The organism is Stenotrophomonas sp. STEN030, from assembly GCF_056759995.1.
This window is the reverse complement of sequence record NZ_JBRREB010000082.1, coordinates 1-12,841: the sequence shown is the minus strand read 5'-3', so window position 1 is coordinate 12,841 and position 12,841 is coordinate 1. Positions and strand designations below refer to the sequence as shown.

General features: G+C 64.3%; 11 protein-coding genes and 1 riboswitch. Of the genes, 3 read left to right on the top strand and 8 right to left on the bottom strand.

Going from position 1 to position 12,841, the window contains the following annotated elements; translation table 11 throughout:
* The first annotated feature begins 297 nt into the window (after positions 1 to 297).
* Positions 298 to 918, top strand: a complete 621-nt coding sequence (gene pncA / locus ACVOLR_RS19090) for a bifunctional nicotinamidase/pyrazinamidase (RefSeq protein WP_481537833.1) — start codon at positions 298 to 300, stop codon at positions 916 to 918.
* A 28-nt stretch (positions 919 to 946) separates the two neighbouring features.
* Here the strand turns inward: pncA and purU are convergent, their stop codons facing one another.
* Positions 947 to 1,798 (bottom strand): formyltetrahydrofolate deformylase, encoded by an 852-nt coding sequence (gene purU, locus ACVOLR_RS19085; protein ID WP_481537832.1) that lies wholly within the window; start codon positions 1,796 to 1,798, stop codon positions 947 to 949.
* Positions 1,799 to 1,895: 97 nt separating this feature from the next.
* Complete coding sequence (locus tag ACVOLR_RS19080) at positions 1,896 to 2,159, bottom strand: DUF2798 domain-containing protein (protein WP_481537831.1); 264 nt, start codon at positions 2,157 to 2,159, stop codon at positions 1,896 to 1,898.
* A 139-nt stretch (positions 2,160 to 2,298) separates the two neighbouring features.
* Here ACVOLR_RS19080 and ACVOLR_RS19075 point away from each other — a divergent pair, with 139 nt between their 5' ends.
* The gene (locus tag ACVOLR_RS19075) at positions 2,299 to 3,237 is read left to right on the top strand and encodes a LysR family transcriptional regulator (protein ID WP_481537830.1); all 939 of its coding nucleotides are present in this window, start codon (positions 2,299 to 2,301) and stop codon (positions 3,235 to 3,237) included.
* A gap of 39 nt (positions 3,238 to 3,276) precedes the next feature.
* On the opposite strand, the gene ACVOLR_RS19070 is transcribed toward ACVOLR_RS19075, so the two are convergent.
* The 5 genes from ACVOLR_RS19070 to ACVOLR_RS19050 form a co-directional block, all read right to left on the bottom strand.
* Positions 3,277 to 4,386 carry an NADH:flavin oxidoreductase/NADH oxidase gene (locus tag ACVOLR_RS19070; RefSeq protein WP_481537829.1) on the bottom strand — a complete coding sequence of 370 codons (1,110 nt, stop codon included), beginning with the start codon at positions 4,384 to 4,386 and terminating at the stop codon, positions 3,277 to 3,279.
* A gap of 74 nt (positions 4,387 to 4,460) precedes the next feature.
* Positions 4,461 to 5,321, bottom strand: a complete 861-nt coding sequence (locus ACVOLR_RS19065) for an NAD-dependent protein deacetylase (RefSeq protein WP_481537828.1) — start codon at positions 5,319 to 5,321, stop codon at positions 4,461 to 4,463.
* An 11-nt stretch (positions 5,322 to 5,332) separates the two neighbouring features.
* Positions 5,333 to 5,737 carry an acyl-CoA thioesterase gene (locus ACVOLR_RS19060; protein ID WP_282267570.1) on the bottom strand — a complete coding sequence of 135 codons (405 nt, stop codon included), beginning with the start codon at positions 5,735 to 5,737 and terminating at the stop codon, positions 5,333 to 5,335.
* A 192-nt stretch (positions 5,738 to 5,929) separates the two neighbouring features.
* The gene (locus tag ACVOLR_RS19055) at positions 5,930 to 6,949 is read right to left on the bottom strand and encodes a ribonucleotide-diphosphate reductase subunit beta (protein WP_481537827.1); all 1,020 of its coding nucleotides are present in this window, start codon (positions 6,947 to 6,949) and stop codon (positions 5,930 to 5,932) included.
* Positions 6,950 to 7,119: 170 nt separating this feature from the next.
* On the bottom strand, positions 7,120 to 9,429 hold the full coding sequence (locus ACVOLR_RS19050; protein ID WP_481515147.1) for a ribonucleoside-diphosphate reductase subunit alpha: 2,310 nt from the start codon (positions 9,427 to 9,429) through the stop codon (positions 7,120 to 7,122).
* Between the two features lie 271 nt (positions 9,430 to 9,700).
* A riboswitch (cobalamin riboswitch) is annotated at positions 9,701 to 9,918 on the bottom strand.
* Between the two features lie 270 nt (positions 9,919 to 10,188).
* Here ACVOLR_RS19050 and ACVOLR_RS19045 point away from each other — a divergent pair.
* Positions 10,189 to 10,998, top strand: a complete 810-nt coding sequence (locus ACVOLR_RS19045; RefSeq protein WP_481537826.1) for a DUF2884 family protein — start codon at positions 10,189 to 10,191, stop codon at positions 10,996 to 10,998.
* 177 nt (positions 10,999 to 11,175) lie between these two features.
* On the opposite strand, the gene ACVOLR_RS19040 is transcribed toward ACVOLR_RS19045, so the two are convergent.
* Positions 11,176 to 12,636, bottom strand: a complete 1,461-nt coding sequence (locus tag ACVOLR_RS19040; RefSeq protein ID WP_481537825.1) for a vWA domain-containing protein — start codon at positions 12,634 to 12,636, stop codon at positions 11,176 to 11,178.
* Positions 12,637 to 12,841: the final 205 nt, after the last annotated feature.

The following is a 12,841-nucleotide window of genomic DNA, read 5'->3' as shown; positions in this document are numbered from 1 at the left end:
GTCGTGGACTCACGCCTGAGCGCCGGGCGGGCGGCGATTACCCGGGGGGCGCCCCGCCGGGCGGGGGGGGGCCCCCCCCCCACCCCCCCGCCCCGCCCCGCGCGCCCCACTACGCTCCCTCCCTTTTGCGTAGCGAAGGGGAGGGTTGGGGAGGGGTGCTTTGGCTCTTGCCTGTTTCGCGGCTTACGCCGCTCCTAAGAGGATTGCTGGCAAGGCCCCTGCCGAGCATGGCTCGGCACTACCTTGCTTCGATCGGCGCTGGCTTAAACTGTGTCCCCCCGCGTCAGGAAGTTGTCGATGTACGGAACAGACGTTGCGCTGCTGGTTATCGATCTACAACCGGATTTCATGCCCGGCGGCGCCCTGCCCTGCCAGCACGGTGATGCCATCGTGCCCGGCATTGCTGCACTGTTGGATGCGCGCCACTACCAAACCGTGGTTGCTACACAGGATTGGCATCCGGCCGATCACGCCTCGTTCGCCAGCCAACATGCCGGCCGCAAACCGTTCGACTCCATCGAACTGCATGGCCAGCCGCAAACACTATGGCCGGACCACTGCGTGCAGGGCACAGCCGGTGCGACGCTGGATGCACGCGTGGACTGGAAGCATGCCGACCTGATCCTGCGCAAAGGCACGCAACGCGAAGTGGACTCCTACAGCGCGTTCCGCGAGAACATCGGCCCGCAGGCCACACGCGCGCCAACCGGCCTGGCCGGCTGGCTGCATGAGCGCGGCATCCGCGAAGTGCATGTCTGCGGACTGGCGCGCGACTACTGCGTGCTATGGAGCGCGCAGGACGCCGCCATCAGCGGTTTCGCCGTGCGTTTCCTCTGGGACCTGACCCGTCCGGTATCAGCAGCCAACGATGCCGCTACCCGCATCGCTTTGAACGAATGCGGGATTCACATCGACTGAGCCAGATCTGCTGATCCGGCTCGGCCGCTCAGCGGAACACCACGGTACGGTGGCCATTGAGCAGGATGCGATGCTCGACATGACGGCGTACTGCACGCGCAAGCACCTGCGATTCGGTATCGCTGCCCAACTGCACCAGGTCACGCGGTGTCATCGCGTGATCCACCCGCGCCACGTCCTGCTCGATGATCGGGCCTTCGTCCAGATCCGAGGTCACGTAGTGCGCGGTGGCGCCGATGATCTTTACCCCGCGCGCATGCGCCTGGTGGTAGGGCTGCGCGCCCTTGAAGCTGGGCAGGAAGCTGTGGTGGATGTTGATTGCGCGCCCGGACAGCGCCTGGCACAGGCGCGGCGACAGGATCTGCATGTAACGCGCAAGCACCACCAGATCGATGCGCTCGCGCTCGACCAGGTCGATGATCTGCTGTTCCTGCTGCTCGCGGTTGTCGGCATCTACCGGCAGGTGACGGAACGGCACATTGTAGGAACCAGCCAGCCCGGCGAAGTCGTTGTGGTTGGAGGCAACCGCAGCGATATCCACCTTCAGCTGGCGGCTATGGGTGCGGAACAGCAGGTCATTGAGGCAATGGCCCTGCTTGCTGACCAGCACCAGCAAGCGTGCGCGGCGGCGTGCATCGTGCAGCTCCCATTGCATCGCGAACTCCTGCCCCAATCCCTGCAGACGCGCGCGCACTGCCGGCTCGTCACCGGCCTTGTGCATGTCGAAGTGCACGCGCAGAAAGAAGCGGCCGCTTTCGTCGTCACCAAACTGCTGGGCATCGAGGATGTTGCAGCCCGCTTCGAACAGCAGGCCAGACACGCGATAGACGATGCCGGTGCGGTCCGGGCAGGAAAGAGTGAGGATGAAATCGGGACGCATGGCCAACAATACTTATCGGGCGGGTCGTGGAAAGTAACGTGTCCAGACGATTCCGACCAAAAACAGTTACAGCTGACACAGTTCGCCCGCCCCCTGCTCAGCCCGACTGTACGGTCAGCGCCACCAGCCGCATCACCAACGGTCGTACCACCAGCACGCAGCAGAACGCAGTCGGCATCGCCAGGCAATAAGCCGACAGCACCCGCGCCGGGAACTGGCCGTCGACACCGGCATTGGCGGCGGTGATCACCAGGCACATCAGCATGGCCATGATCGAGGCCATGAAAAAGGCGAATACATAGGGTGTTGCGCGTGCATCAAGTTTCCAACGGGCAACGGCAGCAGGGCGGGGCTCGAGCATCCAGCGGTATCCAGGCAAGCAGCAATCAGGCGCTGCGGGCCGGGCACGATAGTCGGCGGCCCAGATGACGGCTAGATCGCGCGGGCTTGGCGCTTTATAAAGATTTGCTTTGTAATCCTCCCGGAAAATGCCACCCGGCATGAACATTCTCCAATCCATCCGCAGCTTCATCCGCACCGCCGATGCCGGCAGTCTGGCCGCTGCCGCGCGCACCCTGGGTATCAGTGCGGCGGCGGTGGGCCAGAACATCGCCCGGCTGGAAGCCCACCTCGGCGTGCGCCTGTTCAACCGCACCACCCGCCAGCTGGCCCTGACCGAGCGTGGTGCGCTGTACCTGGCGCAGGTGCGCCACATCGAGCGCGACCTGCAGCGTGCCCAGGCAGCGGTGACTGATCCAGACGCGATACCTGCCGGTCGGCTACGTATCGCCAGCAGCGCGGCGTTCGGCCGGCATGTGCTTGCGCCGCTGCTGCCAGCCCTGCAGCAACGCTATCCACGACTGGAAATGGAACTGTTGCTGGCCGACCGCAGCGTCGATCACGCACACGAAGACGTGGATGTCAGCATTCGCATCGAGCCGCAGCTGGAAGAAGGCCTGGTGGCACGGCCGATCGCACAGGTGCCGTTCGTGTTCTGTGCCGCACCAGCCTATCTGGCCATTGCCGGCACCCCGCGTACACCCGAAGAGCTGCGCGAGCATCGTTGCCTGTTGTTCCGCTACCCACTGGATGGGCGCTACCTGCGCTGGGGTTTCGTCCGCGACGGTCTGCGCTTTGATGCCGAGGTGCAACCGGCATTGGTCAGTGACGATATCGATGCACTGGCGGCGATGGCCGCACGCGGCGGCGGCGTCACCCGGCTGGCGGCCTTCGTCGCCGCACCTTATCTGGCCCGCGGCGAACTGCAGGCCTTGTTCCAGAACGAGTCCGCTACCGATGTGCAGGCCTCGCCGGAGCCGATGCGCCTGTTCCTGTGCGTCAGCGACCGCCGCGACCTGACCCCGAAAGTACGCTCGCTGCTGCAGCACATCCTCGATGCCCTGCCGCCGGCCTGGCGCATCGACATCGATCACGCATGAGCGTCAGCGGCTGAATGCCGCTGACGCCCTGTTTCCTGCTCAGCCTTGCTCGGCCAGTTTGAACAGCCCACGCGCCGCATGCGGTTCGCTGCGTAGATACTGCGGTGCAACCGTCACCTGCGCGCCCAGCGCTGCGGCTGCATGCCACGGCCAGCGCGGGTCGTACAGAATGCCGCGGGCGATACCAATCGCGTCGGCCTTGCCTTCAACCAGAATCTCTTCGGCATGCGCAGGCTCGGTGATCAGGCCCACCGCGATCACCGGCGTGCCGATTTCGGCCTTGATCGCAGCGGCCTGCGGCAGCTGGTAGCCGGGGCCGACCGGAATCTGCTGGCGTGGGTCCAGCCCGCCACTGGAAACATGCAGGAAATCATTGCCACGTGCCTCTAGCGCCTTGGCCAGCACGATGCTCTGGGTGACATCCCAACCGCCTTCCACCCAATCGGTGGCGGAGATGCGCACGCCCAAGGCCACATTGGCCGGCACCACCGCACGCACCGCATCGAATACCCGCAGCAGCAGGCGCATGCGGTTTTCCAGCGAGCCGCCATAGGCATCATCGCGCTGGTTGCTCAACGGCGAGAGGAACTGGTGCAGCAGGTAGCCGTGCGCGGCATGCAGTTCGATCAGCTCCAGACCAAGCCGCACTGCGCGCTTGGCGGCAGCAACAAAGTCTTCGACTACGGCTTCGATGCCGGCGTCATCCAATGCTTCCGGGGTGGGATCACCAGCCTTGAACGGCAATGCCGACGGTGCCAGCACCTGCCAGCCGTGCTCCTGTTCCGGCGCGATCGCGCTACCGCCATCCCAGGGCCTTGCAGTGGACGCCTTGCGCCCGGCATGCGCCAACTGCACGCCGATCGGCATGCTCGACCAGCGCCGCGTCGATGCCAGCACCTTGCCGAGCGCAGCCTCGGTAGCGTCATCCCACAAACCCAGATCGGCCCAGCTGATACGTGCACGTGGCTCGACCGCAGTGGCTTCGATGATCAACAGACCGGCACCGGACTGCGCCAGCTGGCCCAAGTGGATCGTATGCCAATCGGTGGCCTGCCCATCCTGCGCCGAGTACTGGCACATGGGCGCGATGACGATGCGGTTGGAAAGGGAAAGCGGGCCTAGCGACAACGGTGAGAAAAGCTGACTCACGTGGGGGACGTCCATCAACAGTGGGGGCGCCCATTGCACGCCGCAGCGGCCGCCGATTCAACCGGCGTCGTGGATCACTGCGTCTTGGTACCGTCCAACAGGAACGCGAGTGCCTGGGCGCAGGGCATTTCCACCTTCAGCGACAGCAGGTGATCGGCGCGGGTACGGCCGAGATTGACGGCAGCTATCGGCAAACCGGCCTTGGCAGCGGCATCGACGAAGCGGAAACCGGAATACACCATCAGTGACGAACCCAGCACCAGCACCGCGTCCGAACGCTGCAGGTGCTCATGCACTGCCGCGACGCGCTCACGCGGCACGTTCTCGCCGAAGAACACCACGTCCGGCTTCAGTACGCCACCACATGCCTCGCAGGCAGGCACATCGAACGAAGAGAAATCAGCCTCGATATCGGCGTCACCATCGGGCGCGATGCCAGCCTCCAGCACGTCCCAGCCCGGGTTGGCATCCAGCAGGCGTTGCTGCAGCAACTCACGCGAGCTGCGTGCTTCACAGCCCATGCAACGCACCTGATCCAGACGGCCATGCAGGTCGATCACGGTCTGGCTGCCGGCAGCCTGGTGCAGGCAGTCCACGTTCTGGGTCAGCAGCAGCTCGATGCGACCATCGGCTTCCAGCGCCGCCAGCGCATGGTGCGTGCCATTCGGCAGGGCCTGGCCAAAGCGCGGCCAGCCCAGCAGGCTGCGCGCCCAGTAGCGCCTGCGCGTCGCCTCCTCGCCCATGAAGGCCTGGTAGGTCACCGGCGGCGTGCGCTTCCATTGGCCATCGCTGTCGCGGTAGTCGGGAATACCGGAATCCGTGCTGCAACCGGCGCCGGTGACCACGAACAGGCGCCGATGACCGGCGATGAACTCCGGCAACTCGGTGATCACTGCCGGCGATAGACGCCCGGTCGGTATCGATGAAGTGGTCATCACCGCGAGGCTCAGGCCTGCGTCGGCAGCGTCGGCACGGTGGTCGGATGACCTTCGCCATCCAGCGCGATCATCACGAACGTGCCCTTGGTGCAGAGCGCGCGTTCGCCGTTGTGCAGGTCTTCGGCGATCAGTTCGACTTCCACATGCATCGAGCTGCGACCAACCTTGACCACCCGGCCGATGGTTTCCACCATCTGCCCGATGCGGATCGGCAGCTTGAAATCGACCTGGTCCGAGCGTGCGGTGACCACGGTGCAACGCGAGTAACGGGCAGCGGCGAGAAAGGCCGCTTTGTCCATCCACGCCAGTGCCTGGCCGCCGAACAGCGTGCCCATGTGGTTGGTGTGGTTGGGGAACACGATTTCCGCCATGCGGACTTCGACCGGCGGATTGGTTTCGACGATGGGGGTCATGGAGGCATCACCTGTAAGTTGGCGCCGATGATACGCCCGCAAAGCTGTGCAGCTTGTGTACGCGGCTGCAGCTCTTGTAGGAGCGGCGCTGGGTGGCCTAGGGCCATAAGCCGCGAAGCCGATAAAGCCTCAGAAGCTAAAAAGCACCCCTCCCCAACCCTCCCCTGCGCTTCGCGCAAGGGAGGGAGTCGATCAGAACGCCATATCGAACGCGACTTCACCCTGCACGCCCACCTGGTACGCAGAGGCGCGGCGTTCGAAGAAGTTGGTCAGTTCCTGCACGTCCTGCAGTTCCATGAACGGCAGCGGGTTGCGCACGTTGTACTTCTTGGCCATGCCCAGCTTCAGGAAATGGTTGTCGGCGCAGTGCTGCAGGTACTCGCGCATGTCGCGGGTGGAGATACCCGCCACACCACCGGACAGCACATCCTCGGCGAACTGCACTTCGCAGTCGATGGCCTCTTCCAGCATCTGGTAGACCTCCTGTTCCATCTTGGCGTCGAACAGGTCGGGCTCTTCGGCGCGGATCTTGCGCACGCACTCGAACGCGAACTCCATGTGGCAGCTCTCGTCGCGGAATACCCAGTTGGTGCCCGAGGCCAGGCCCGGCAGCAGGCCACGCGAACGGAAGTAGTACACATAGGCGAAGGCAGCAAAGAAGAACAGGCCTTCGATGCAGGCGGCGAAGCAGATCTGGTTGAGCAGGAACTGGCGGCGGTCGTCGCGGGTTTCCAGGCGCTTGGTGTCCTGCAGCGCGTCGATCCACTTGAAGCAGAACGCGGCCTTCTTCTTGATCGAATCGATGTTCTCCACCGCGGCGAAGGCCTTGAAGCGCTCTTCCGGATCCGGCAGGTAGTTGTCCAGCAGGGTCAGGTAGAACTGCACGTGCAGCGCTTCCTCATACAGCTGGCGCGACAGGTACATGCGCGCTTCCGGCGCATTGAGGTGCTGGTACAGGTTCAGCACCAGGTTGTTCGACACGATCGAGTCGCCGGTGGCGAAGAACGCGACCAGGCGGTGGATCAGGTGCTGGTCGGCCGGCGACATCTTCTGGTGCAGGTCGGTGATGTCGATCTGGAAATTGATCTCCTCCACCGTCCAGGTGTTCTTGATGGCGTTGCGGTACATCTCGTAGAAGTCCGGGTAACGCATCGGACGCAGGGTCAGCTCGAAACCGGGATCAAGCAGCATTTGACGGGATTCATTGGACATGGGGGTTTCTCCTTTCCCTTCTCCCTGCGGGAGAAGAGCCTGTCCCCGCGAAGGCGGGGATGCCCCAACGGGGCGGATGAGGGTTGGTTCTTGGGGTTTTGGCGCTACGTGCTTTCAAGAGCGCCCTCACCCCAACCCCTCTCCCGCGGGCGGGAGAGGGGCTTACGCGGTTACTGGCAGGCTTCGCAGGCTTCCGGATTTTCCAGCGAGCAGGCCACGGCTTCGACCGGGGTGTAGCTGCTGACCGTGGTCTTGGCGATCTTGGTGGCCGGACGCGAGCGCAGGTAATAGGTGGTCTTGATGCCCTGCTTCCAGGCATACATGTACATGGACGACATCGCGCCGATGTTCGGGCTTTCCATGAACAGGTTGAGCGAGGCCGACTGGTCGATATAGGCACCGCGTGCGGCGGCCATGTCGATCAGCGAACGCATCGGCAGTTCCCATGCGGTGCGGTAGATGTGGCGCAGGGTTTCCGGGATCTGCGGCAGGCTCTGGATGGAACCGTCGGCCAGCTTGATCGCATCGCGCACTTCCGGCGTCCACAGGCCCAGCTGCTTCAGCTCGGCAACCAGGTGACGGTTGATCTGCAGGAAGTCGCCCGACAAGGTCTCGCGCTTGAACAGGTTGGACACCTGCGGCTCGACGCACTCGTAGCAACCGGCGATCGAGGCGATGGTCGCGGTCGGCGCGATCGCGATGATCAGCGAGTTGCGCAGGCCATGCTGCTTGATGCGCTCACGCAGTGCGTCCCAACGCTCGACGTCGTCCGGCACCACGTTCCATGCATCGAACTGCAGCTCGCCGTGGGCAGCGCGGGTGTCGTTGAACGAGGGGTGCTTGCCGCGTTCCTGGGCCAGTTCGCAGGACACTTCCAGCGCGTGGAAATAGATGGCCTCGGCGATCTTGGTCGACAGCGCGCGTGCTTCGGCAGAGTCGAATGCCATGCGCTTGCGGAAGAACACGTCCTGCAGGCCCATGCAGCCCAGGCCGACCGGGCGCCAGCGCAGGTTGCCGCGGCGTGCGGTTTCGATCGGGTAGAAGTTCAGGTCGATGACGCGGTCGAGCTGGCGCACGGCCAGGCGCACGGTCTCGGCCAGCTTCTCGAAATCGAAATCGCCATGCGCGTCGAGGTGGTTGCCGAGATTGATCGAGCCCAGGTTGCAGACTGCGGTCTCGTCGTTGGAGGTGATCTCCAGGATCTCGGTGCACAGGTTGGACAGGTGGATCACGTTGCCGGCGCGCAGGGTCTGGTTGCTGGCCAGGTTGCACTTGTCCTTGAACGTCATCCAGCCGTTGCCGGTCTCAGCCAGGGTGCGCATCATCCGCGAGTACAGCTTGCGTGCCGACACGGTCTTGCGCGCCTTGCCCTGGGTTTCCGCCTGCACATAGGCCTGCTCGAAGGCCGGGCCGAACAGATCGGTCAGCTCCGGCACCACGCGCGGATCGAACAGCGACCATTCCTGGTCGGCCTCGACGCGCTGCATGAACAGGTCCGGCACCCAGTTGGCCAGGTTGAGGTTATGCGTGCGGCGCGAATCATCACCGGCGTTGTCGCGCAGTTCGAGGAAGTCCTCGATGTCGGCATGCCAGGTTTCCAGATAGACGCAGGCCGCGCCCTTGCGCTTGCCGCCCTGGTTGACCGCAGCCACCGAGGAATCCAGCGTCTTCAGCCACGGCACGATGCCGTTGGAGTGACCGTTGGTCGACTTGATCAGCGAGCCGCGCGAACGCACGCGGGTATAGCTGACGCCGATGCCGCCACTGAACTTGGACAGCTGGGCGATATCGGCATAGCGGTCGTAGATGGACTCCAGCGAATCCTGCGGCGAATCCAGCAGGAAGCACGAGGACAGCTGCTCGTGGCTGGTGCCGGCGTTGAACAGGGTCGGGCTGGACGGCAGGTAGTCCAGGCTGCCCAGCCGCTGGTACAGCGCCAGTGCTTCGGGCACGTCCTCGCTCAGTGCGCTGGCGATGCGCAGGAAGAACTGCTGCGGGGTTTCGATGACCTTGCGCGAATGCGGATGCCGCAGCAGGTAGCGGTCATACATGGTGCGCAGGCCGAAGTAATCGAAGTTCAGGTCGTAGCCCGGATCGATCGCGTCGTTGAGCTTGCGTGCATTGACCTGCACGAAGTTGAGCAGGCGGTCGTTGATCAGGCCGACTTCGTGGCCACGGCCAACCGACTGCGAGAACGCATGGATTTCCTGGCCGGAAACTTCCTTGCCGATGAAGTTGGCCAGCAGGCGCGCGGCCAGGCGGCCGTACTCGGGCTCTTCGCCGATCAGCAGGGCGGCGGTACGGATCGACAGCTCGTCCAGTTCCTGGGTGCTGGCGCCGTTGTACAGGCCGGAGATGGTGCGCGTGGCCACCCGCATCGGGTCCACCGCATGCAGGCCTTCGCAGCAACGCTGGATGGCGCGGACAATCTTGTTGAGGTCTACCGGCTCGGTGCTGCCATTGCGCTTGGTCACGCTCATGGCGGTGGCGGTCGGCGGCGGGGTCAGTTCAAAACCGGCTTCAGCCGGAGCGACGTCAGTATGAGTGGCAGTCACGACGATGGTGTCCTTGCAAACGTTATGCACGCAGCTCCTGCCCGCGCAGGAAGCAGAGCCGGTACGGAGCAGCGAGCATGGAAGGACGGCGTCGCAGCAGCCGCGACAGCGCACGACCAAGAGTCGGCAGCAGCCACGGCACCACGTCACCAGCCGTCTTCCCCTCGAAGACACCGCAGCCGGCACCACGCGGTGTGCATCGCGTGGCTGTCGGCAGGTCTTCGGACTCATGGGCAGGAAGGCGGGAGCCTTCTCCTACTCCGCCGCTTCCCAAGGCGTTTGCCTCAGTGCTGTTGGCGGGGTCGTTCCCAATTACCGCTGCGGGGCAGTGCCGGACTAGCCTTGAAGGCATCACCAGCTTCCCTATTAATCCGACGGAAAAATCCCGTCAGAACCGACGGAGCACAAGATAGTGGGGGTGTATGACAGGGTCAACACCAAATCTAGTATTTCTTTGCCAAGCCTTGCGGCACAAGGCTTGGACTGTCTGCCGCCCAGGCCGGACACTGCAACCTGCTGGAACGGAGTGCGCAGTCAAGCCTTTTGCAGAGTTTTTTTGTAGGGAAACCACCTGTCTTGATAACGTAAATTTCTGATGAAATTTCCGGACGTGACTTCCGGCCGACGCAGCCCATGCCGCGAGCGGCCAAGCTGGTCGCGTCCTCCCGCCACGAGCTCGCCGCCATGCGCCTGCTGCCCATTGCCACATCACTGGCCCTGCTGCTGCCGCTGATAGCCCAGGCCGCTACGGTCAAGGCGCCGGAGCTGTCCGCTGACCAATGTGGCGTGTCCACCGACTACAACGTGCTGGTCGACGGCGGCGGCATCTGGCTGCGCCGCGACACGCTGCCGATGCGCGAGATCGTGTTCCACGACGGCCAGCTGAGCATCGACAACCGCATGCAGACGGTATCGGCCGCGGATGCACAACGCCTGCGCGCACTGGAGAACGGCGTGCGCCAGCTGATGCCGGCGGTCACCGGCATTGCCAACGAGTCGGTTGGCATCACCTTCGATACGCTGGATGCGGTTTATGAGGCTCTGACCGGCGATGCCAACTCACGCAAGGTCCGCAAGCTGCGCAAGGAAGCCGAACGCTTCGTCGACACCACCATCGGCCGCGGCCGCTGGGAGCAGGAGCTGTTCGATGACGGCTTCGAGGCACGGGTGGAAGCCGCTGCCGAGAGCCTGAGCGGATCGATCGCGCGTAGTGTGCTGTGGATGGTATTCACCGGCCGCGAGGACAAGCTGGACAAGCGCACCGAAAAACTCGACGCCGAACTGGAGCAGCGCCTGCAGGGCCGTACTGTTGCCTTGGAACAGCACGCGCGTTCGTTGTGCACGCAGGTACAGGCACTGGACCGTCTGCAGTCGGCACTGGAGTTTCGCCTTGATGGCCAGCCATTGCGGATGATGCGCGTGAGCGGAGATACCGCGACGCTGACAGCAAGCGATGACCGTCAGGACGACAGCATTCCGTTGCCAGCGCGGTAAAGCCCGCTTTCGGTAGTACCGAGCCATGCTCGGCAGGGGCATTACCGGTAAAGCCCATTGCCGAGCATGGCTCGGCACTACAGGGCTTGGCCTTGGAAGCTGGCAATCCTCGAACGGCCCCAAAGCCTACCCCTCCCCAACCCTCCCCTTGCCTGCGGCAAAGGGAGGGAGCACAGCTCATCCCTTCGGCAACTGCGCCAGTTCCTCGCGCACCAGCTTCACCACCAGCTTGTCCAGGGTATCGACCGAATAGTTCTCCACCTCATGCACGGTCTCGCTACCCGGGCCGCTGGAAGGATCACTCGCATCCTTGTAAGTGAGGAAGATGAAACGCCCGCCGGTGTACTGCGCAATCTGCCGTTGCGCGATCTCACCGGTGGTGTCCTGGCCGGATGCGGCCACGCTCAACACCTTGATGCCCTTGCCCAACGCCGCCAGCATGGTCTGCTCGTAGCGCGGCTGCGGGTAGTCCATGTGCGGCGGCGCATCGGCCAGTGACACCAGCAGGCGCGTAGTTGAAGCACCGCGCCAGTTCATTGCCTGCACCGCGTGGTCAAAGGCCTCGTTCATTGCTTCCGGGTAATCGCCGCCGCCATTGGCCTGCACGCCATTCAGCACTTTCTGGAAGCCAGCAACGTTGTTGCTCAGGTCCCAGCCACGCACGAAGTATTCATCGCCGCGATCACGGTAAGTCACCAGCCCCAGACAGATGTCCGGGTTTGATGGCAGCTGGGCGATATCACGCACGATGCCCTGTAGCGAGTCGCGCAGCTTGTCGATTTCATCGGCCATCGAACCGGTGGCGTCGACCATGAACACCAGGTCGAGCTTGGCCCGCGCCGGCAGCGGTGCATCGGCAACCACCACCTGCAGGGCATTCTTCTGCCCACGCTGCAGGGCCGAGGTCACCGTCTTCCCAGCGCGTCGCACCTGCACCTGGTAGCTGGCCGAATCACGGTCATCGAAGGCATTGGGATGCACCCATACCTGACCGCCGGCATCGGTCCGCGCCCACATCCGCGCGCCATTAGGGGCAGTCACCGCCACTTCCGCATCCGGCACCGGTCGGCCCTGTGCATCAACTACCTGCAGGCGCTGGCGCACGCTGACATCGCGACCGAGGTTATTGGCTTCCTCATGACGCTGCAGGAACTGCTGGAATGCGGTGAAGTCGGCGTTGTCATCGACGACACCCGCAGTGACCTGCACCTGCTGCTGGCGCACGTTGCCAGTGGTGGTGATAGAAGCCATCGGCATTTCCGCGGCCGCATAGCTGGCATCTGCGGCGGCCTCTGCGCGGACGACCACAGGTGATGGTGCGGGCGGTGCAGCAGGTGCCGGCGGTGCCATCATCTTGGTCGGCCCCCGGTCATCTCCCCCCCGGCGCAAGCGAAGCCCGTCCGCAGCGATGTTGTGCTGCTGCGGCCTGGGGCTTGGATCAGCGACCTCGCGCAGCACCGGCGTGTCGCTGCAGACGGTGGCACTGGGCGCCCGGAAGTTTGGCTGGGTCTGGCGTGTGCGCTGCGTGGTCGGGGCCTTGAGGTCGCCCGTGCTCTCCGTTACCGGGAACGGGGTATGCCGAACCGCCGCCGCTACAGGCAGTCCAACCAACAGCGTCACTGCGGCGGCCAGTGCCATGTTGCGAACTGCCGGTCGGTTTGAACCCTTTGCGCTAGCCATGATTGCTGCTCCCATGCTGGCCGCGTGATGCGGCGTACGGGGATAGGAACGGATGGGGATGGGGAGTGGGGTTAAAGCACGGAGTGCCCCTGTAGTGGGGGGGGGGGGCCCCGCCGGGGGGGGGCCGCCCGGCGCCCCCGCACACCGCAGGCGCGACCCCCCG